The 21,756-nt window shown below is 42.6% G+C and carries 20 protein-coding genes; 13 read left to right on the top strand and 7 right to left on the bottom strand.

All coding sequences use genetic code 11. The annotated features are described in order from the left end of the window. The first annotated feature begins 6 nt into the window (after positions 1 to 6). Together IGI78_RS13945 and IGI78_RS13940 are read left to right on the top strand one after the other, a co-directional pair. Positions 7 to 1,290 carry an ABC transporter substrate-binding protein gene (locus tag IGI78_RS13945; protein WP_081117767.1) on the top strand — a complete coding sequence of 428 codons (1,284 nt, stop codon included), beginning with the start codon at positions 7 to 9 and terminating at the stop codon, positions 1,288 to 1,290. A gap of 176 nt (positions 1,291 to 1,466) precedes the next feature. Further along, positions 1,467 to 3,014, top strand: a complete 1,548-nt coding sequence (locus IGI78_RS13940; protein WP_081117766.1) for a bifunctional metallophosphatase/5'-nucleotidase — start codon at positions 1,467 to 1,469, stop codon at positions 3,012 to 3,014. 43 nt (positions 3,015 to 3,057) lie between these two features. Here IGI78_RS13940 and IGI78_RS13935 read toward each other — a convergent pair whose 3' ends face one another. Genes IGI78_RS13935 through IGI78_RS13925 form a run of 3 tightly spaced genes read right to left on the bottom strand, consistent with a single transcriptional unit; the run spans position 3,058 to position 4,645 of the window. Further along, positions 3,058 to 3,219 carry a hypothetical protein gene (locus IGI78_RS13935; RefSeq protein WP_005233739.1) on the bottom strand — a complete coding sequence of 54 codons (162 nt, stop codon included), beginning with the start codon at positions 3,217 to 3,219 and terminating at the stop codon, positions 3,058 to 3,060. A gap of 33 nt (positions 3,220 to 3,252) precedes the next feature. Then, the gene (locus tag IGI78_RS13930; protein WP_005233740.1) at positions 3,253 to 3,603 is read right to left on the bottom strand and encodes a hypothetical protein; all 351 of its coding nucleotides are present in this window, start codon (positions 3,601 to 3,603) and stop codon (positions 3,253 to 3,255) included. 19 nt (positions 3,604 to 3,622) lie between these two features. Continuing rightward, complete coding sequence (locus tag IGI78_RS13925) at positions 3,623 to 4,645, bottom strand: lactonase family protein (RefSeq protein WP_081117765.1); 1,023 nt, start codon at positions 4,643 to 4,645, stop codon at positions 3,623 to 3,625. Positions 4,646 to 4,763: 118 nt separating this feature from the next. Here IGI78_RS13925 and IGI78_RS13920 point away from each other — a divergent pair, with 118 nt between their 5' ends. From IGI78_RS13920 to IGI78_RS13885, 8 genes are all read left to right on the top strand, one after another. Next, positions 4,764 to 5,117, top strand: a complete 354-nt coding sequence (locus IGI78_RS13920; protein ID WP_086291653.1) for a PTS glucitol/sorbitol transporter subunit IIA — start codon at positions 4,764 to 4,766, stop codon at positions 5,115 to 5,117. Positions 5,118 to 5,132: 15 nt separating this feature from the next. Then, positions 5,133 to 6,314, top strand: coding sequence for an AI-2E family transporter (locus IGI78_RS13915; protein ID WP_077452243.1), 1,182 nt, complete (start codon positions 5,133 to 5,135; stop codon positions 6,312 to 6,314). A gap of 280 nt (positions 6,315 to 6,594) precedes the next feature. Next, complete coding sequence (locus IGI78_RS13910) at positions 6,595 to 7,164, top strand: TetR/AcrR family transcriptional regulator (RefSeq protein WP_081117763.1); 570 nt, start codon at positions 6,595 to 6,597, stop codon at positions 7,162 to 7,164. A 33-nt stretch (positions 7,165 to 7,197) separates the two neighbouring features. After that, a complete protein-coding gene (locus IGI78_RS13905) occupies positions 7,198 to 7,734 on the top strand; it encodes a flavodoxin domain-containing protein (RefSeq protein ID WP_081117762.1) in 537 nt (178 codons plus the stop codon). 563 nt (positions 7,735 to 8,297) lie between these two features. After that, entirely contained in the window at positions 8,298 to 9,188 is an 891-nt protein-coding gene (locus IGI78_RS13900; RefSeq protein ID WP_086291657.1) for an ROK family protein, read from the top strand. A gap of 129 nt (positions 9,189 to 9,317) precedes the next feature. Beyond that, positions 9,318 to 11,585, top strand: a complete 2,268-nt coding sequence (locus IGI78_RS13895) for a helix-turn-helix domain-containing protein (RefSeq protein WP_081117760.1) — start codon at positions 9,318 to 9,320, stop codon at positions 11,583 to 11,585. A gap of 19 nt (positions 11,586 to 11,604) precedes the next feature. Beyond that, entirely contained in the window at positions 11,605 to 12,906 is a 1,302-nt protein-coding gene (locus IGI78_RS13890; protein ID WP_081117759.1) for a family 20 glycosylhydrolase, read from the top strand. A gap of 152 nt (positions 12,907 to 13,058) precedes the next feature. Next, positions 13,059 to 13,559 (top strand): GNAT family N-acetyltransferase, encoded by a 501-nt coding sequence (locus IGI78_RS13885; RefSeq protein WP_081117758.1) that lies wholly within the window; start codon positions 13,059 to 13,061, stop codon positions 13,557 to 13,559. 239 nt (positions 13,560 to 13,798) lie between these two features. On the opposite strand, the gene IGI78_RS13880 is transcribed toward IGI78_RS13885, so the two are convergent. From IGI78_RS13880 to IGI78_RS13865, 4 genes are read right to left on the bottom strand one after another with little or no spacing between them, the layout of a single operon-like run. Then, on the bottom strand, positions 13,799 to 15,103 hold the full coding sequence (locus IGI78_RS13880; protein ID WP_195266193.1) for an alpha-L-fucosidase: 1,305 nt from the start codon (positions 15,101 to 15,103) through the stop codon (positions 13,799 to 13,801). 25 nt (positions 15,104 to 15,128) lie between these two features. Then, a complete protein-coding gene (locus tag IGI78_RS13875; protein ID WP_096741751.1) occupies positions 15,129 to 15,626 on the bottom strand; it encodes a hypothetical protein in 498 nt (165 codons plus the stop codon). A gap of 18 nt (positions 15,627 to 15,644) precedes the next feature. Continuing rightward, positions 15,645 to 17,516: a beta-N-acetylhexosaminidase gene (locus IGI78_RS13870; RefSeq protein WP_288362334.1), complete on the bottom strand. Its 1,872-nt coding sequence runs from the start codon at positions 17,514 to 17,516 to the stop codon at positions 15,645 to 15,647. A 15-nt stretch (positions 17,517 to 17,531) separates the two neighbouring features. Continuing rightward, the gene (locus tag IGI78_RS13865) at positions 17,532 to 18,161 is read right to left on the bottom strand and encodes a YesL family protein (protein ID WP_077452233.1); all 630 of its coding nucleotides are present in this window, start codon (positions 18,159 to 18,161) and stop codon (positions 17,532 to 17,534) included. A 297-nt stretch (positions 18,162 to 18,458) separates the two neighbouring features. Between IGI78_RS13865 and IGI78_RS13860 the strand changes: the two genes are divergently transcribed. The 3 genes from IGI78_RS13860 to IGI78_RS13850 are packed head-to-tail and all read left to right on the top strand — an operon-like array spanning position 18,459 to position 21,756. Next, positions 18,459 to 19,817 (top strand): alpha-L-fucosidase, encoded by a 1,359-nt coding sequence (locus IGI78_RS13860; protein ID WP_195266190.1) that lies wholly within the window; start codon positions 18,459 to 18,461, stop codon positions 19,815 to 19,817. Between the two features lie 55 nt (positions 19,818 to 19,872). Next, positions 19,873 to 20,826 (top strand): ABC transporter permease, encoded by a 954-nt coding sequence (locus IGI78_RS13855; protein WP_008379472.1) that lies wholly within the window; start codon positions 19,873 to 19,875, stop codon positions 20,824 to 20,826. Between the two features lie 15 nt (positions 20,827 to 20,841). Further along, the gene (locus IGI78_RS13850) at positions 20,842 to 21,756 is read left to right on the top strand and encodes a carbohydrate ABC transporter permease (protein WP_008379474.1); all 915 of its coding nucleotides are present in this window, start codon (positions 20,842 to 20,844) and stop codon (positions 21,754 to 21,756) included.

The raw sequence follows: 21,756 nt of genomic DNA, 5'->3' as shown, positions 1-21,756 counted from the left end.
GAAAAAATGAAAACAAAGAAACTTGCATTTGCAGCAGCTGCAGCCGCGACATTGGTATTAGGGGCTTGTGGAAACAACAACGATTCATCTGGTTCTACGGAAAGTGATGAAATCGTTACAGAACTAAGCGAAGATACGACTGTCACCTTTTGGCATGCAATGAATGGTGCGCAAGAAGAATCATTGACGAAATTGACGGAGCAATTCATGGATGAAAATCCAAACATCAAGATCGAATTGCAAAACCAATCCAGCTACTCTGATCTACAAGCAAAGGTGAATTCAACCTTGCCTTCACCAAAAGATCTACCAACTATCACCCAAGCATATCCTGGTTGGTTATGGAATGCTGCCCAAGATGACATGTTGGTTGACCTTGGCGAATACATCAACGATGATACTATCGGTTGGGGTGACCAAGAAGAGATCCGCAGTGCCCTTTTAGAAGGCGCGCAGATCGACGGCGTGCAATACGGAATTCCATTCAACAAATCAACAGAAATGCTGTTTTACAATGCAGATATGTTAGACGAGTATGGTATTGACGTACCAACAAACCTTGAAGAATTAAAAGAAGCTTCTCAAGAAATCTATGAAAAATCAAACGGTGAAGTAGTCGGTGCTGGTTTTGACTCATTAAACAACTACTACGCCATCGCAATGAAAAACCAAGGCGTTGATTTTGACAAAGACTTGCAACTAGACAGTGACGAATCAAAAGAAGTCATCAACTACTACCTAGATGGTGTCAAAGACGGCTACTTCCGAATCGCTGGTTCTGATCAATACTTGTCTGGACCATTTGCTAACAAGCAAGTCGCAATGTATGTCGGCTCCATAGCAGGGGAAGGCTTTGTTAAGAAAGATACTGAAGGCAAATTCGAATATGACGTAGCAGCTCGTCCAGAAGCCATCAACTTGCAACAAGGAACTGACTTGTACATGTTCAACAGCGCAACACCAGAGCAACGTACTGCTGCTTTTGAATACATGAAATTCTTGACTTCTCCAGAAGCGCAAAAAACATGGGCAATCGATACCGGCTACATGCCAGTTGTTGAATCTGTTTTGGAAAGCGATGAATACAAAAACAATCCTGAAACAAAAGTAGCTGCCAAATTAGAAGACGCAACCAAAGAATTGTTCTCGATCCCAGTGATTGAAAATGCTGATCCTGCTTACAATGAAATGCGTTCAATCATGGAAAACATTTTGTCTAATACAGATCAAGATGTCGATCAATTGATTGAAAATGCAAAACCACAATTAGAAGATGCTTGGAACCAATAATTCTGAATTTCTTCGTCAAAATAGGGTATAATCAGGGAAACACCTGAGAATGAAACACCAAAGGGTTTGTGCCATAAGGTTTGAAGACACAAGGAAGCAGAAAATGCTGGCTTTCGAGGGTTTTCGACTTATGCGCATGCCCTTTTGGTCTATTGAGGGGAAAAGGAGTCTTTTGAATGAAAATCACGTTTTTAGAAACGAGCGATATGCATGGCTATGTCTATCCAACCAATTTTGCCGATGATACGGAACAAGGATTCGGCGTGGCAAAAGTTGCCACCAAAATGAAAGAGCTACGTCAAGCAGCCTCCGGGCCGGTCGTAACGATCGAAAATGGCGACTTTATCCAAGGCTCGCCCTTAAGCTATTACATCGCCAAGAGCCAGCATTCCGTTGCCGCATTGACCGCTGTCGTCAACCACCTAGACGTTGATGTTCATGTCTTAGGCAATCATGAGTTCAACTACGGTCTGCCTTATTTGCAAGAAGCGATCGCCAGCTACCAAACACCAGTACTGGCAGCGAATATTTTAAATGAAGCGGGAGAACCATTTTTTGGACAAGCCTACACCATCATTGAAAAAGAAGGGGTCAAGATCGCGATCTTAGGAATGGTGACGCCGTATATTCCTCACTGGGAACAGCCTGCGACGATTCGCGGGATGCAGTTTGTCAGCATCGTTGAGACAGCGAAAAACTATGTACCTTACTTACGAGAACAAGCCGATATTGTTGTTGTCAGTTATCATGGCGGCTTCGAGCGTGATTTAGTCACTGGGGAACCGACTGAATTATTGACCGGCGAAAATGAGGGCTATCAATTATTGCAGGAAGTCTCAGGAATCGATGCCTTCTTCACAGGACACCAGCATCGTGAGATCGCCACAAAAATCAATGGTGTTCCCGTTGTACAGCCCGGTTATCGTGGAAGCTTTATCGGCGCCATCGAATTGACGGTTGAAAAAAATCACACAGGGGTTCATGTCACAAACAGTACGGCTGCGTTGATCCCTGTTGCGGATGCTCTCCCAGATCAAGAGACGTTGGCTTTGTTAGCACCTATCGAAGAAGAATTACAAACATGGCTAGATCAGCCGTTAGGCAAAGTCAGTGGGGATATGCGAATCATCGATCCGATGGGGGCACGCTTGAAAGAGCATCCTTATATTGAATTTATCAATCGTGTTCAGATGGCTGCCAGCGGCGCCAAAATTTCTGGCACTGCTCTTTTCAACAATGAAGGCAAGGGCTTTGGCTCAACCATCACGATGCGGGATGTGATCACCAATTATATTTACCCAAATACGTTAGCTGTAGTCAAAGTAACAGGTGCTGAATTAAAAGCCGCTTTAGAACAAACGGCGGATTATTTAGCCGTTGTTGACGGTCAGATCGTGTTCAATCCTGCTTTTATTGAGCCAAAACCGCAATATTATAATTACGATATGTATGAAGGCATCGAGTATACGATCGATCTTAGCCAACCCGTCGGTCAACGAATCACCCGCTTGGATTTTGAAGAAAAAGCCATTGCGATGGACCAAGAATTAGAGATCGTCATCAACCAATACCGTGCCGTGGGCGGTGGCAACTACGCCATGTTTTCTGCCGAAAAAATCGTTCGTGAGATTCAAGTCGATATGACGGAACTGATTGCTGACTATTTGAAACAGCATCCTCAGATCGAAGCTACGACGAATCAAAACTTTCTAGTGACGTTATAATAGCAAAACAGCCTGCGATGATTCCTTCATCGCAGGCTGTTTCTTAATTTTCTACATTACGTACATAATCATCAAAGTATTTTACCAAATCCGCTTTGACTTGTTGATAGTCTTCTTCGGAATAGTCTTTGTCTTCTAGTTTTGCTTCGAAAAATGGCATCGCCAATTCTTCTCGTAAACGATCCAACACTTGTTCTTGGTTCATAACGTCACCTTTTTCACTTTTGATTTGATTTCATCATAACAAATGAAATGAGGCTGTCAATGCTTCGTAAGTGTCTTTCATTTTTTCTAAACGATTTTTTAAAGAAACAAAGTCATCGTCATCATGAAAAAGGACTTGTTTTAATTCAAAATAATAGATCTCAAAAGCATCAAAGAAAGCAATGACTTCCGCTGTTTGCAGCTCTTTGGCAGTATCGCAGCGAATATAGGCTTTTTCAGCGATCGCATACGTTTCCGCAGTCGTTAATAGGACCAATGATTCATTGTATTTGCGGCTCGTCACTAGTTCAAAGGTTGACTGACATTTATTGTAGATATTAGAAAAATCTTTGAGCACAAGTTCCTTTGGTGTTTTATCAAACATGGGGGAATCCTCCAAAACTTTATTTTTTGAATAAGACGCAGACACATTCTGGTGCGTAGATGTCTTTTTCTAAGACAGTCAATTTGCCAGTGGCTTCATCGCGTTTGTATAACGTTAGGTTATCAGAATTTTGGTTGGCACAAACCAGATAATCGTTTGTCGGGTCCAAATCGAAGTCGCGAGGGAAGTCGCCTTCTGTTGAGATTGATTGAACAAAAGCCAGGCCAGCGCCTTCATCGGTTACTTCAAAAACAGCGATTGAATTATGGCCGCGATTTGAGCTGTAAACAAAACGTCCATCGTTCGAGATACGTACCGCAGCGCCACTGTTGAAATCCGTAAAGTCCGCAGGGATCGTTGGCACTTTTTGGATTTTCTCAAAACTGCCATCTGCTTGATTGTAGCGTAAAACAGTCAATGAGCTGTCTAATTCGCCCACTAAGTAAGCGTATTGGTTATTTGGATGGAAGACCAAGTGACGTGGACCAGTTCCGTCTTCTGCCACATAAACGGCAACTTCTGTCAGTTTGCCATCTTCTGAAATATCATAAGTATAGACCCGGTCCGTTCCAAGGTCACAAACTGCTAAACGTTGGTCTGGTGTTAAGTCAGTATAATGGACATGAGGTTTGTCTTGGTTTTCATGAGAGCCGACGGGTTCATCATGGTAGATGCTGTCCGTTGCTTCGATGCTGCCATCTTCTAGAATTTTATAAACATTCACTTCACCTTTGTGGTAGTTGGCACCATATAAAAGCTGACGTTTTTCATCAACTGCTACATAGCAAAGGGGTGCGCCTTCTTCCGTTGCGGTATTCAGCAAGGTAAAGTCTGGAGTATAAGCAGCGGCGCCGCCGTTGCCAGCTACTTCTGTGACGCTGTAAACTGCTTCTTTTTTACTGCGGGCAAGATAAGTCGGACTTTTTTCTTCCGCACATAAGGTCAAATCGGTCAGTGTTCCTTTTTCCGTATCTAAAGCGATCGAATAGATCCCTTTACTTTCGCGACGAGTGTACGTACCTAAATAAATCGTTTGCAACATAAAAAAACCTCCTAATAGTTTCATTCCTCTTTAATTCTACCATAGAATGCGGTTTTGGGCGGGTAGAAAAACTCTTTATGTTATAATAAACGAGAAGATAGAAAGGGGAGTTTGTCATATGAAAAAAGGGACGATCAAAGAAATTGGTCCACAAGCGATCGATTCACAAGAAAGAATGATCATCTTCTTTGGGGAAGAAGCGACCGACACACTGCGAGAATATTCAGTCATTCAAACGATTCCTGATTCGCAAGCGTTAGTCGTCAAAAAAGGGGATCAGATCACTTTTGGTGATCAGACCTATCAAGTCCAATATGTAGGAACGGTGGCTAACCAAATCCTGCAAACGATCCAGCATGTGACCTTTGTCTTTGACGAAGAGCCGGCGGAAGATCCGCTTTCAAGTGCGATTTATTTAACGCCAACTGTTTTGCCGAACCTCGAAGTCGGCATGCAAGTGACGTACAACTAGGAGGCAAAGAATGTCATGAAAGAAACGCAGAAAAAGCCGCATTCCTGGTTTTGGAAATGGTTTTTAAACAATCAAGCAGTGACCAGCTTGCTGGTCATTTTATTGATTCTCTTGATTTTGCTGCTCTTTACGAAAGTGTCGTATTTGTTTGAACCTGTCTGGCAATTTTTAGCTATCGTCGGATTGCCAATCATTTTGGCGGGCATTTTATATTACTTGATGAATCCAACTGTTGACTACTTAGAACGCAAAGGGATCAAGCGAATCTACAGTATTTTCGGTCTCTTTATTTTAGTGGTTGGTCTGATCGTCTGGGGTGTGGTGGTGATCATCCCTAAGATTCAAGAGCAATCCATGAGTTTTGCGGATAATTTGCCAGGCTACTTGACGATTATTGAGAATAAGGTAAATGAAATCTTGTCTGATCCAATCTTCTCGCAAGTCCAAGAGCAGATCGAAGCTTCCAATGAGAAGCTGATTTCTTCTCTGACGGATATCGTCCAAAACCTTTCCCGCAGCACGATTCAAAATCTAGGCAGTTTCTTCGGGGCCGTTGCGACGATCGTTTTAGCGGTCATTACCATGCCGTTTATTTTGTTCTACCTACTGAAAGATGGCCGCAAACTAGCCCCTTATTTTGTCAAATTTTTACCAACCAAAATGCGCCAGCCGTCACTGATCGTTTTAAAAGAAATGAATGACCAGGTATCCTCCTATATTCGGGGACAGCTGACAGTGGCGTTTGCGGTCGCAGTGATGTTTATGATCGGCTTTAGTATTATTGGCTTAGATTATGCCATCACACTAGGCATTGCAGCTGGCTTTTTAAATTTGATCCCTTATTTAGGATCTTTTTTGGCCATGATTCCAGCGGTCTTTTTAGGAATTGTTGGTGGGCCGGTATTGCTGATCCAAGTCCTGATCGTCTTTGTCATTGAGCAGACCATTGAAGGACGCTTGATCTCACCGTTAGTTTTAGGAAACGAATTGTCGATCCATCCTGTCACGATTCTTTTAGTCCTCTTGACTTCAGGAAAACTATTTGGCCTTGTTGGGGTCATTTTAGGGATTCCTGTCTATGCAGCTGCCAAGGTGATCATTACCCATGTATTTGAATGGTATACGCGGGTTTCCTCCTTGTATGAAGACGAAGAACCGATCCCCGAAGCACCATCAGAGGAGACACCCGAAGTCTAGCAACTTCGAATGTAAAAGAGTCCATACGTATTATCAACGGTACAGCCTTTTTCTGTGGGCTGTATCTTTTTTGTGCGGATAAAACAACCAGTATCGTTATAAACTGAATAGCGTATAAATTTGAGTAGACTATGAGAGGTGGGGCTGACAGAAACGCTGCCCACTTATTTCCAGAAAGAGGATCGAAAGGTGTCTCGAAACGGATTGACTTCTAAGGATCAAATAAATATAATTGAGTTATATAAATTGTTTATATAACTAAGGTATAGGAGTATGATGGATGCCAAAACAACGAATAACAAAGGAAATGGTGGTTGATGCTGCTTTTGAGATTGCGCGAAAAGGCGGTATGGAGCAAGTGATCGTCAAGAACATTGCCGAGAAGTTAGGCTGTTCAGTCCAGCCGATTTATAGTTACTGCACCAATATGGAGGGGCTGCGGACCGAGGTAGAACAGAGAGCACGGCAATTTTTACAAGAGTATTTAGCAGCCCATATTGACAAGCGTGATTTGTTTCGTAGTACCGGACATGCATATGTGCAACTTGCCAAAGAAGAACCACATATTTTGAAATTATTTGTATTGCAAAAAAGAACGAATGTTTCATCATTAGAAGAGCTGTATCAGTTGGAAACGAATCCTCAAGTAGCAAAAAGGATTGCCGCCGATTTGAACATTAGCATAGAAACCGCCAAACAGCTACACTTGCATATGCTGATTTACACCATCGGAATCGGCACGATTTTCTCAGTAACGACACCCGGTATTCCACTAGATGAAATCTATGCACAACAGGAAAAAGCGTACGAAATGTTTTTGAAACAGGCAATAGATTCCACAGAAAAATAAGTCGCAGTCCTAACTGCAGGGAGGAGTTCCCCCATGAAAAACGGCATTATTGTTTACCAATCGAAATACGGCGCTGTCAAAAAGTATGTTCACTGGCTTCAAGAAGCAACAGGTTTTTCTAGCGTAGAAACTCCAAAAGCGAAAATAGCTGAAGTAATGGATTATGACACAATTATCTTCTGTGGGGGAATCTATGCTTCCGGCATTGCTGGACTGTCCTTTTTAAAAAAGAATAGCAACCAGCTAAAAGACAAAGAGATACTTATCTTTTGTGCGGGAGCCTCTGCTCCTGAAGAAGATGTGGTGAAAAAACTCAGAGAACAGAATCTCACGGGTCAATTAAAAGACATACCGCTTTTCTACGGAAGAGGGCAATGGCAGGAAAGCAAAATGACCTTTTTTGATCGGACCTTAGTGAAGATGTTAAGAAAAGCTGCCGTTAAAAAAGAGCCACATACCTATGACCCACAGACGAAGGCGCTCATGGAAGCCAATGGACAAGATTGTGATTGGACGGATAAAAAGTACTTGGTTCCGTTGGTGGATTATTTGGAACAGGAACTGTTTTGAAAGAGCAAACAAGTTTTTTGAGGTTTTATGAATCAAAGGAACAATGATAAGTCAGAGAAAAAAATGAAGTGTTCTTACTACGCATTTATGTTCTGTTTGCTACCAAGAATTTGCCAATATATTCTTAGAAAGTTTTCAATCTATTTCTAAAAATCAATGATTAAATTGAATACCGATCACGCATGGGCTGATGCCTTATGTGTGATCGCTTTTTTTGTTTTTACCCACATCGCTTATCCCATTAGAAAAAGAGATGCAATGGCTTCCTTTTTTAGTTTCTCAGTTAACTACATCCAATGAGGTCGTTTTTTTGCTTTGAATGAGGCAAATTTTTGTGAAGCTGAGGGGGACATCAGCTCTTTCAAGTGCTAGAAAAATAAGTTACGAAGCTATCGCTGGCTTTTTAATGGTCCTCTTTTTAAATGCCAAAAATCTTCTATTTCGCGCTTTTTCAATGCTTTAAAGGATTTGACACATTGCTGCAAGAAATACATATGGTCGAGAAAAACATCGGTTGCGTATACTGAATCTAAGACAAAAGAAAACCTTGTGAGGTCAACAAAATGTGGATTTTAGCAATTGATATTGGCGGTACTGCTATTAAATGTGGGTTAGTGAATAGTCAGGGGGAACGTAAACAATTGACTCAATTTCCCATGAACAAGGAATATTCCACAGTCACGCAACGTATATGTCGACAGATCGATGCATGTTATGCAGCAGCATTTGATGGCATTGCTATTAGCTCAACGGGACTGGTTGATCCCCGAAGCCAAGAAATCGGGATGACATCACCTTTATATGAAGGATTTGGTAAAAGACTGGTTAAGCATTTGCGCAGTACATACCAATGTCCAGTGGCTGCCGAAAATGATGGCAACTGTGCGTTATTGGCAGAAAAGTGGTTGGGTCACGCTCAAAATTGTGCGTCCTTTGCGACAATTGTTCTAGGTACATCCGTTGGCGGTGGCTTGATGATCGATCATCAACTGGTTCGCGGTAAACACTTACTAGCAGGAGAGTTTGGTTATATGCTTTTTCCGACCGAAAGGAAGGATTGGGAACTTTGGAGCATCGCAGGGTCAACCAGAACCTTAGTAGAGAAAACAGCAAAACGCATCGGAGACCCAACAATCAATGGTCAGCGTATTGATACACTGGTTCAAGAACAAGATCCGCGATGTCTGCCAGTAGTAGCTGATTTTGTCGATAAGCTGGCGGCAGCTTGCTATAGCCTGCAATATATGATTGATCCGGAAATCATCTTGATTGGCGGTGGAATCAGTGCGAGCCGTTTCTTGATCCCACATGTAAACGCACGATTAGCTATGATTGCTGAGCAGATTCCCAGTACTGTTATCGTGCCAAAAATTTGTGCCTGTCGTTTCGGCAATGAATCTAATTTGTTGGGGGCTTGTTATAACTGGTTAAGAATATACAAGCCTGATAGCTGACTTGTAAAAAAGCATTGTTTTTTATTGAAATAAAGCGTATTTTATTAGAGTATCATACATTCTTTTCTCCTAAATAAGTACCGATAAATGAAAGCGTTTTTGAGCTTTCGAAATAACAGAGAATAGGTGATGCAAATGGGAAAGTACACGGAACTGAATCGTCAAAAACTATTTAGGGGAATCATTCGTGCCATCAGCTCTTATTTAATCGTATTTTTAGTGCCTTTTTTAGCCGTGTCATGGATTTGGTATGATACCTCTGTCAAAAGTATCAATGAACAGGTGATGCTGACCGCTAGAAACCAATTAATTCAGTTGAAATATTCTTTAGAAAATACGTTTATTCAATTGAATTATCTGACGCAAAAAATGACCAATGATCATGTTGTCTCATTGACATATTTGCAGCATCCTTACTTGACCAAAGAAGCAAGAGAGGCCATGCAAACATACAAAATCACCAACGACTTAGTCGAAGAAGTCTATTTATATTATAAAGAGTCCCCAGCAACCTTGTATTCAACCGTAGGATCATTCTCTTTTGACACATTTTTGAAAAAAGTACTGCCGAAAAATGAAATGGGCCAGGAACAGTTAGCCGCACAATTGGATTCCTCAGCGCCTACATTGTTGACATTAGAAGGCGCCGGTGAGGAGCAGCGTTATTCCCGCTTCTTTTATATCGTTCCCATTCAAAGTGAAGAGATGACTGTCTATGGCTCAGCGATCTATGAAATCAAAGAGAACAATTTGAAGAGAATTCTTGATCTCAGCAACAACAATGGGATCAGTAACACCTATATTATCAATGATGAGTACCAGTTATTAGCCAGTACCACCAATGATGAGTTAGCACGCTTTTTAAATCATCCCGAGCGCATGAAAAAAGGCATTCAAACAGGACGAATGCGGTTTGAACAATCGACGTATTTTGTTCAAGCAATTGCCAACAAAGAATTGAATATTTCGGTCGTAGCTGTCGCCAATCCGAATCAAGCATTGGCTTCAGTCAACCGTGTCCAAGAGCAGTTCGTCCTAGTATTTATTGCCATATTGTTTACGGGGATCACCGCAGTCGTGATGCTTGGTTTACGCAGTTATCGGCCGATTCGCAAAATCGAAAATCTAGTTCAGGAGTTTCATCGGGACCCCAAAATGACCCTTCATTCGATGGATGATGTCCATAATACGCTAGCGGCATTTTTGGTAGAGCACCAAGAACTGCATCAGGAAGTCCGCCTGCAAACACCTCATGCCAGAGAGCAAGTGTTGCGCAAATTAATGAGCGGACGTTTTCGGTCCGAGCAAGAATTGGGTCTGCTTTTGGAAGCAGTTCATGTCTGCTTTCCTAAGTCAAACTACTTTGTGATCGCCATTGATACGAAAACTGTGGATTCCAAAGCCAAGCAAGGAGATAAAAAATTTCTGATCGATTATATCGAGGAAATCAAAGAGGCAGATTATACGGCATATGCGACGGAAATTTTATCCAAAGAAATGCTAGCGTTGACCGTAGGGTTTGTTGATGGAAAAGAACAAAAAGAAATTGTGGATGCCATTGCGGAAAAAATAACCCATGCGATCTCCCTAACACCCACAATGGGTGTCGGTATGACGGTCGATCAACTGACCGCCATCAATGAATCCTATATCGAAGGGTTGGCAGCACTGGAAAATCAAGGGAGTCAAGGCAAGCAAATCAGCTACTATGCGGAGCTTTCCAAAGAGACCAATCATTTGCCAATCAATTATCCAGACAATCAAAAATTAAAATTGATCCAAGCCTTGAATCAAGGAAATATTGAGATTGCCAGTGAAACGATCCAGCGGTTGATCGAAGAAGGCGAGAGTAAACAGACTTCGCCGCGTGTCCAAAAAATGTATGGCTACTACTTGTTGAATACGATCGCACAAGTCGGCGGTGAATTGGTGGGGGCAGAAGTACTGCATACCGCTTCTGAAAGTGCTGATTTCAACAGCTTGAATCAATTGCAGACGGCCTTGTTAACGATTGCCCAGCAGATTTGCACGAAGGTGCAGAAACAGCCGCTGGATGATGAGTCGGAAATGAATGAGAAAATCTTCAGTTTTATCCAAGAAAATTACCATTCCTCTCAGCTATCGCTAGAATCGGTGGCAGAAGAAGTGGGTGTATCTGTCTCTTATGTCAGCCGTTTTGTAAAAAAAGAAAGCGGCAAAACCTTCTCCAAATATATTCAAGAACTACGGCTGAAAAAAATCAAAGAGGAACTGATTGAAACAGATTTGCCGATCAAAGAAATTATTCGCAACAATGGGTATTATGATGTTTCCAATTATACGAGAAAGTTCCGAAAAATAGTAGGTGTGACACCAGGGCAATACCGTGAAATGAACCAAAAAATGAGAAATTATTGAAAGTATGAGGGAAAATGAGATGAACAAACAAGTTGATTTAACAGAAGCTCAGCAACGAGCAGCCGTCTTTTTTGAGGAAATAGGTTGGCAGTCGGCGAAAGATCCGTTACCGAAAATAGTGGTCGATCCGCAGCTGGATGCTGATTTTCGATTTGAAAACCAAACAATCAGTGTGTCCTCGCCAGAACATGCCTTTTACGCGTTAACCAAATATGGCCGAGATCAGGCGACGGGTCAATTAGCACAGAAAAGCTATCTAGCAGCGCTTAAAGAACGCTGTCTGATGATCGATATCGGGCGCAAATTCTATTCGCTAGCTGATTTGAAAGCAATCATCCGCAGCATGGCTTGCTTCCAATTCACGCATCTGCAACTTCATTTTTCGGAAAACGAAGGCTTTCGGATTGAATCCCAGCAATTTCCAGAAATTGTTTCGGAAGAATATTTGACCAAGCAGGAGATTCGTGAATTGATTGCGTATGCCCAAAACCATGAAATTGCCATCATCCCTGATTTTGATTCTCCTGGTCATTTGCGACAAGTGTTGGCTCAAAAACCTCAGTGGCAATTGCCGACAGCAGCTGGCACGCGTGATGATCGAGCACTAAACATTTTGGATTCAGAAGCGGTAGCCTTTATTCAGGAAGTTTATCGGGAATATGCGCGACTGTTTGAAGACAGTACCTATTTTCACATCGGGGCTGATGAGTTTATTGATTTTGACCAGTTAGAAAACTTTCCACAAATGATCGAAGCAGCCCGCGAGCGCTATGGGGAAAAAGCCAGCGGAATCGAAGTTTTTATTGATTATGTCAATGAGCTGGCGGCCTTTGTTGAAAGTCTCGGCTTTGTTGTGCGGGTCTGGAATGATGGTTTTTACCGCTTGAATCGCCAAGAGCAGACAACGTTGACGGAGAATTGCCAAATCTCCTATTGGACCCGTTGGAACCAAAATATGGCGCCGGCGGAAGTCTTTTTTGAAAAGGGCTATACCATGATCAATCACAATGATAATTTTTTCTATTATGTCTTAGGAGAAGCGGCAGGGTATACCTATCCAACTTACGAAAAAATCAGCAATGAATTCCAGTTGACGACGTTTGCCAATGGACAACAAGTTGCACAGGAACAGCTTGCCCAAACACAGGCGATCGCTTTATCCGTCTGGGCGGATGTACCTGAGGCTCAGACTAGCCGTGAAGTGATCCAAGCGATTTTTTGGCTCCAAGCGGCCATTAGCCAAAAAGTTTATAATGAGCCAAACCGACCAAAAGAGACATTTCAAAAGCTTTATGATGGGTGGGAAGCGACCTTCAGCTGATTGTTAGAGGAATTGGGTGAAAGGGCGCATCGCTAACAATCCCTGTTGCTTTCTTTATGCTGAATAAGTATAGCGACAAGTGAAACAACAGCCAATAGTATTTTTGATAAAATGAACGTAACTCCGAGTGAGGGGAGAAATGGAGCAAATAAGTGATCATAGATATTCAACCGTTGAAGAGAAAAGATATTCTTGAAATGGATCAAATGTTTTTAAAGCAAGGGTGGCCTTCTCGCCAGCAGCTCTTGATGGAGTATTTAAATGAGCAAGAAGCGGGGGAGAGATACGTTTTGCTTGCCAAAATAAACAACAAAACTGCCGGGTATTTGACTTTGGTCCCTCTAGCAAAGCACGGGCCATTTAAAGGCTTGTATCCAGAAATTGCGGATTTTAATGTTTTTGAATCCTATCAAAAACAAGGGGTAGGCAGTCAGCTTTTAAAAGCAGCCGAAGAAAAGGCACGAGAAATAGCTGCCGTGGTGACTTTGGGGGTAGGTTTACACACTGGTTATGGATCGGCCCAGAGACTGTATGTAAAACAAGGCTATATTCCAGATGGGTCTGGTGTTTGGTTCAATAATCAGAATTGTGCGATGAATGCGCCTTGTTGCAACAATGACGATCTTGTTCTTTATTTGTCCAAGAAACTTTGACCCTCCCGTGGTAAGTACCTTTAAGGAAGGATTAAGCAAGCAACTCGTCTGGATGTTCTCATCACCTGTTCAACAAGCTAGTTTGCTACTTTCGTATAAGCGAATTTGGGGAGTTCTTGAAAAAATAGCCATAAAAAATGACTAGAAACGATCAGTTTCTAGTCATTTTTTTGTAAAGAAAGTAAGGACAATGTTTTTGTATCAATAAAAATATTCATTTAGCACAGTGCAATAGGCGCTTATGTTTCTTTTAAAGTGATTTCTACCACTGGTACCAACACATCTGGTGGGCAGACGGGTAAGCTGAGAACAAGGTCCTCTTTGTTGATGATGGCTTCCGTTGAAGTGAGAACTTCCTCGGGATCAAATCCTCGATAAAACAACTCGGAGCCATCATGTAAGAAACGGATATGCTTCACGCATCCTGCAAGCCCCGGAAGATGCAAGGATTTGTAGGGGTAGGAGAAGAGGTGCAAGTAAAGTTTAATCCCGTTTTGGGTGTAGCGACTGTCAATAGGCGGTTGAAAAGAGCTGGCACCACAGCCGATAATCGCTTGCTGATGATAATGCATCCATGAACCGATGGCTTCTAAATGGCTGCGAGTTGGTAAGTTGATTTCTCCACGAGCAGTCGGGCCGATATTTAAGAGAAAGTTCCCATCTTTTGCTACTGTGTCAATCAGCATTTTGGTCATCATTTCACTGGATTTCCAGTGCTGAGCATCACGATCATAGCCCCACGTTTCGTACATCGTTTGGCACGCTTCCCATATTAAAGGCAATCCATCCGCTTCTAATGGTTTGTCTGGTTGGAATTGCTCAGGGGTGGTAATCCCGCGGCCCAAATCCAAACGGTCATTCAGCAGCATGTTCGGTTGCAGGTTTCGACAAATTTTTTCGATCCGTTCGCTATCCCAATCGGCGGCACCTTTGCCTTTTGACCAGCCCCAATCTCTATGACTATATGGAAAATCAAACCACATATAATCAATGGTCCCATAATTGGTCAATAGTTCGGTGACTTGACCAGCCAAAAAATCTTGATAACGGCGCATGTCCCGCTGGTCATTGGTTTGACGGGCTTGAATAGTCTCTCGTTGCGGATGCAGGCCGTCGAGCGTGAAATCTGGATGATACCAATCGATCAGCGAATGATACAGTCCAACCTTAATGCCGACCTTGCGAAATGCCGGCAGCAGTTCTGCTAAGAGGTCTCGCTTGAATGGGGTGTTGGTTACTTTGTAGTCGCTGAGCGCGGTGTCCCAAAGGGCAAAGCCTTCATGATGTTTCGTCGTGAAGACCATGTATTGAAAACCGGCCTTCTTTGCGGTTTGAGCCCATTCCTCCGCGTTGAAAAGATCAGGATCAAACTGAGAAAAATAGTTCTCGCGATAGGTGGTAGGTTCAATTTTTTCTGTCGTCATAAACCATTCGTGTCGAGCGCCAATACTGAATAGGCCGAAATGGATGAATAAGCCAAACCGATCATGGAGAAACCAGTTTGGGTCAGGGTAGTTGGCAGGCCAATTCCTATACGTTCTCATTAAAAATCACTCCTTTTTCACTCACTTAAAGAAATTCGGTATTCGTCATGACTGTTTCTTGAATTTTCCAGCCATCTGCTTCCTTAACGAAAGTATGGTAAGCCTCTGTGATGTGATCACGGTAGGAAGAGTCTTTTGGGCTGATAGTTTTCTGTTGCGCCGCGACCAGCATGGATCCTGTCTCTTGTTTAACGACTTCAAAAGAAAGCAGCGTGTGCTGCAGCTGTTCTTCTGCAAAAAAATCAGCCAATTCTTGGGTCGTCTCTGCTCGCGCCGCTGCCACGAGCGTGGCGGCATAAGCTGTCGCGTCTTGGTCAGAGGCTGCTTGTAAATTTTCTTTCAGCACTGCCAAACAAGCCTCCGCCGCTGCTTGATTTGTAATATTACCTGTCATCTCCAGTTTTTCTGAAGGTTGGGCATGAACTGGAGCAGAAGAATCGGTTGTTAGAAAATAGAGAAAGAATAGGCTAACAACAGCCAGCAAACTCACGATGATGGTTCGGCGCAGCAAGGATGTTTTCATAATTTCTCACTCCTTCTTTTAAACATCAGAAATTTTCCCCGCACTATAGATTCCATGAAATAAATTGCGACCCACAGAAGTACTGCCGCTGAAAGGGGTCACCATTGGTAAGGACGGTTGAGTTAATTCTTCCAACGTATCGAGCTCCCCGTCCAAGAAGGCAGTAAGCCGCCAGAGTGTCGTGTCGCAGCGCATCAGCAAGGCGCCGTAGCGCAGATCGATAATTTCAAAACCGAAAGGTCGATTCCAGTCAAACCAGACTTGACGATGAGCTTCATAAAGGGATTGCAAGGCGGATTTATAGACACTGAGCTCATCGACTGCTTGGTGCAGTCCGCTGCGATCCTTGCTTTTATAGGCACTGGTGATCTGGTTGGTAATACAGGCTTTTTGTGCCAAAACATCAGCCAGCTGCTGATAAAAGGCAAACATCGTTTGTGTGTCCCGTGTTGCTTTCACAGCAGCCAACTCTTGAGCCAATGTTTGATAGTGGGATGCTAAAGAAAGATCAGTTAAATTTTCTTGATACAAGCCATACAGCAAGTCTTGGTAGAGCAACAGCTTGCTGGGGTTTTCTCCGTGAGGATTATTTTCTGGTACACCTGCAGTTTGATCAAAGCGATCAAGCAGTAAAAAATCGCTGGCTATTGATTGGTGAAAGAGCTGAAATTTTTTAGTTAAATTCTCTAACGAAAGGTCGTTTCCAAACTGCGCTTCACTGAAATATTGCAAACCTAGTAGCGCAGCAATCAACGGTGTTTCAGCTCCGTCGTCGCCCCAAAGTGTGGCATAGACTTCCTGAACATCGTTTTCTTTGGCGGCTTGCAAGGAATGACGCATGGTGGCGAAACTTTTGCCATAGTTCGGCGCCAAACCGTTCCAAGTCCAGATACCTCCAGCAAAGACGATTGGCTGTTTTAATTCCCGATGTTTCGCAAACATTCGCTGATAAGAGGCATGATCATGGTGGTAATAATCCCAGTAAACCATTTTGACAGCAGGAAGGTCAGTAAACAATTCTGTTGGAAAGCACACGTCTGGATCGTAATAATCACTAGTAGGTGCACCGATCCTAAAAAACATATCGCTCCACATCATCGGCTTAAAACCCACGTTTTGACAAAGCACAGCTACCCGCTGCAGATGTTCGGCCATAATCGAGAAACGGTCTTTTAAACCGTGCAATACCAAATATCTTCCTTTCCCCAATTGGTGTGCTTCATCCATGCCAATGTGTAGCTGATCCGTCGTAAAACACGAACGGATCGAACGGATCGCTGCTTCCAAAAAGGTATACGTTTCTTCTTCTCCCACCAGTAAAATATCTTCCGTGTCCCGAATGTTTTTAGCAAATCCCCATTTTAAGGGATTCGTTAAGTGTGCCAATGTTTGAATCGCTGGAATCAAAGTTACACCTATAGATTGCGCATAGCTATCAAGCTTCTTTAACTCAACTTGTGTATAACGGCCTCGTAAATGACCAAAATAAGGATACTCTGGAATTTCATAAGTGTCTTCCATATAAAGCATGAGGTGATTAAGCCCCATCTTGCTTGTCAATAGAATAAAGCGTTGCAGTTTTTCAACGGTCATTACTGCATTGCGGGACAAATCGATCATTGGTCCAATTGCTTCAAAATGAGGGTGTTCCTCCAGGATATAGACAGGGCGGTCCTCATGCAACCACAAGGTCAACGCCCGAAACAAATGGGCTTTTTCTTGATAGTAAATGATTGTTTCTAGCGGACCGTGGCAAATTTTCAGAGAACCGGGCCGTTGAATCAGCTGTAATGGATGCCCTTGCGGTGATTCTCGCAACGCTAGTTCCGGTAGTATGTGACTAAAAAAATCATCAAGATTTTCATTACTTTGGATAAAAATGTCTTTCATTACGAACGTCCCTTCTTAAGTTTCTTTTATCAGCAATGATTCTGAACGTTGGATCGCTTGAAAAGAGAACCAACTATTGGGAAAAAGGAAAAAAGGAACAAAGCCGATGACTAATAAAATCGGTAAAAAAGTCAAAATGATTGTAGTTACTAAGATTCCCAAAATCATCGCAATCGTTTGGGGAACACTGATAACCATCAGTATTACTGCTTGCTTAAAATAGTGAAGAAGGGGCAAGTCATAACGCAAATATACTGGCAGCAGATACAAGCTGATCAAAAGGGCACTGATAAACAACAGCAGCAAAAAAAAGTGAAGCAAGCTATTTTGGATAAAGGTACTAGAGATGCGCAATTCTAGCCATAAGAAAAGCAGCAAACCCACTTGCATGGCTCCTAATTGATTGGCGCGACGGAAATTTTTTTTCACGACAGTTCTGAACCAAGGCTTCAAAGCCGCTGGTCGTCCCTTTTTTTGGAAACTGTCGAAAAAAGCTTGGATGATCGTAGCGGTGGCAGGAAAAATCCCTAAAAATATCCCGTATCGCAAAACCCAATAGAACCAAAGAAACTGCAATTTTAGGCAATGGAGGAGCCATTCACCGACTTGATAGGAAACATGATAAAGACCATTGGATTGTTTCATAAGATCCTCACTTTCTTACGGATAACCATATTGTATCCGCTTTAATTGTTGCCCTTATCGTACCATTGATCCATGGATAGTGGGCATGGATGAAAAAAAACACACATCCCATACAGGAAAAACACAGCAAATATGTTTGACCCGCTTTATTTCTCCTAACGTTTTTATGGAAGGAAGCTTTCTTCATTACAAATTTTGCAAACGCTCTTGCTTGGTTTAACACAGTGAAAAAAGTTACATATTGTTAGATGGACTTTTTTTCGCTTACATTTAGAACAAAGAAAGGAGTGCAAATGCATGACAAAAATTCGCGGCGATATTGAAGAAGCCAAGGAGAGAGAGCAAGCAGCGTGGGTCCCAGAAACAGAAATGCTCAAGCAGCGTCTGGAATGGTTTCAAGACTTGAAATTCGGAGTGATCTTCCATTATGGGCTGTATGCCGAAGCGGGGATCGTTGAATCATGGCAATTATCTGAAAAAGATGAATGGGCTAGAGAAAACCAGCCCTATCGAGAAACTATCGAAGCACTACGTTTGGATTATTGGCAGTTGATCAATCAATTTGAGCCGAAGAAGCTGGATACCCGCAAATGGGCCAAGATCTGTAAGGATGCAGGATTTAAGTACTGTTTGTTCACGACAAAGCATCATGACGGGTTTTCGATGTTCAATACTATGGAATCAGAGTTTAAAATCGGTGGGAAATTAAGTCCCTTTAAACGCGATATATTGCAAGAAGTGTTTACGGCATTTCGAGAAGTAGGGATTGCAACAGGAGCCTACTATTCTAAAGCTGACTGGTATTCTCCTTTTTACTGGTTGGATGATGATACGGTCAAAGGCCGTCATGCCAGCTACGACACCCACCTTCATCCAGAAATTTGGGCGCGCTATGTGTCGTTTGTGCATCGCCAGATTGCAGAGATTACTTCCAATTACGGAACAGTCGATTTTCTTTGGTTAGATGCCGGTTGGTGCGGACAAGGCAAAGAAGACCTACAAATGGATCGTTTAGCTGAGATTGCGCGTGAGAAACAGCCGGAATTGATCATCGTTGATCGGATGATGGGTGGCCGTCATGAAAATTATGTGACACCGGAACGCAAAATTCCTGCATTAGCGGAAATTCCTAAAAAAGTTTGGGAAAGCAATATCCCGATTGGGAATGATTGGGGCTATGTGCCGAATGATACCTTCAAGAGCAGCCAAGAACTGCTGGAAACCTTGATTGATGTAGTCAGCAAAGGGGGAAATTTGATTTTAGGTGTTGGCCCAACACCTGAGGGCGAATTTACATTCGAAGAGACCCAACGCTTAGAAGAAATCGGCAATTGGTTGGCGCTATATGGTGAAGGCATCTATGAAACGCGGGCGAGACCAACAGCTTGGCCAAATGAATGGCATTTGACCTATCAAAAAGACGGCAAGGCTCATTTTGCATTTCGCAGTATCGCTGCAGTGGTTTGCGAACAGATTCCTTTAACAGAGATCGGCGCAACTGAAGAAGACGAGCTAATTGATCTAGCTACTAAAAAACCGTTACCAATCTATAAAAATGCTGATGAACCGTATCTCTTATGGTCGGATATCAGCCACCCGAACGTTGGGGCAGTTGGGATTCGCGTTTCGACACATAGGGAAAAAAATACACATTGATTTGAAAACGAATACAATTCATGATAAGGCTAACACCAAGCAAGGAGGAGGAAGAATGGAAACAGCGCCAATCAGACAAACCGTTTCAGTACCTAAAACAAAGAAACAAGATATAAAAATGAAGATCAAGAAAAATCGGCAATTGTACTTGTTTGTGTTACCAGCATTTTTGATTATTTTGATTTTCTCTTATGGACCGATGTATGGAATCATTATTGCATTCAAGGATTATATGCCATCATTAGGGATTTTGGGCAGTCCTTGGGTTGGATTTAAACATTTTCAACGTTTCTTCGATTCCTATTATTTTTGGGAACTTATCAAAAATACTTTAGGAATCAGTATCTATTCATTGGTTGTCGGTTTTCCGCTGCCGATCATCTTGGCATTGGCTTTGAATGAGATCAAAGACGGCCCGTTTAAAAAAATTACCCAAACAGTCACTTATGCCCCAAACTTTATTGCTGTGGTGGTCATGGTTGGTATGGTCATTGCTTTCTTATCTCCCTCAACAGGGATCATCAATCACCTATTAGAATTTTTGGGTTTCGAGCGGATCAGCTTTATGACCAATCCCCGTTGGTTTAAAACGATTTATGTCCTGTCCGGGGTTTGGCAAGGAACGGGATGGGGGTCGGTGATTTATCTGGCAGCTCTATCTGGAGTCGATACGCAACTGCACGAAGCGGCAACGATCGATGGCGCGTCTCGTCTGCAACGCGTTTGGTATATCAATATTCCAACGATCATGCCCACGATGGTGATCTTATTGATCATGAGCTTCGGCAGCTTGATGTCAGTTGGGTTTGAAAAAATCATCTTGATGCAGAATCCTTTGAATATGCAATCCTCGAATGTGATTGCGACCTTTGTATACCAGCAAGGGCTGTTAGATGCGCAGTACAGTTTTGCTGCGGCAGTCGGCCTGTTTAACTCACTGATCAATTCCGTATTGTTGATCGTAGTCAATCATATTGCCAAACGTTTAAGCAATTCTAGTCTATTGTAGGAAGGAGGACCAAAAGTGAAAACAACTTCTTTAATAAAAGATACCCGTGCTGATAAAATCTTTTTGATCTTTGTTTATGTGTTTTTAGCAATTTCATTGCTGATCGTTTTGTATCCGCTGATCTATATCGTCAGCGCTTCGATCTCAAATCCGCATCTGGTAAACTCAGGTGAAATGTGGCTTTTGCCAAAAGGAATCACCTTCGAAGGCTATCGAACATTATTGGGCAACAGCAGTATCTGGCGTGGCTATTTGAACACGATCTACTATACAGTGTTAGGAACATCGATCAATCTATTGGTAACTTTGCCTTGTGCCTATGCGTTATCGCGAGAAGATTTTTATGGGCGACGGGCCTTCACCAATTTTATGCTGGTCACCATGTTCCTGTCTGGTGGCTTGATTCCCAGCTATTTGCTGATTCGCAGCTTAGGCATGCTGAATACCGTTTGGGCATTGGTGATTCCGGGGGCCGTCTCAGTTTACAATGTGGTTGTTACACGAACGTTTTTTCAATCCACAATTCCGCGAGAGATGGAAGAAGCAGCGATTGTGGATGGTTGTTCCGATTTTCGGCTATTCATGCAGATCGTTTTACCATTATCAACGCCGATCATTGCGGTAATGGCTTTGTTCTATGGCGTCGGACATTGGAACAGCTTCTTTAACGCATTGATCTATCTTTCTGATCGATCGATGTACCCGCTGCAGATGATTTTAAGAGAAATTTTGATTCTTCAAGATATGTCTTCAAATACCGTCAGCAATGTGACTTCAGAAATGGCGAACATGCTATATAGCAAACAGCAACTCGCTCAAGTCATCAAGTACGGTGTCATGATCGTTTCTTCGTTACCGGTAATCATCGTCTATCCGTTCTTACAAAAGTATTTTGTCAAGGGCATGATGGTCGGTTCAATTAAAGGATAA

Origin of the sequence: Enterococcus sp. DIV1767, from assembly GCF_050542585.1 — a bacterium.
Classification (GTDB): domain Bacteria; phylum Bacillota; class Bacilli; order Lactobacillales; family Enterococcaceae; genus Enterococcus_D; species Enterococcus_D innesii.
This window is presented reverse-complemented; position numbering and strand designations above follow the sequence as displayed.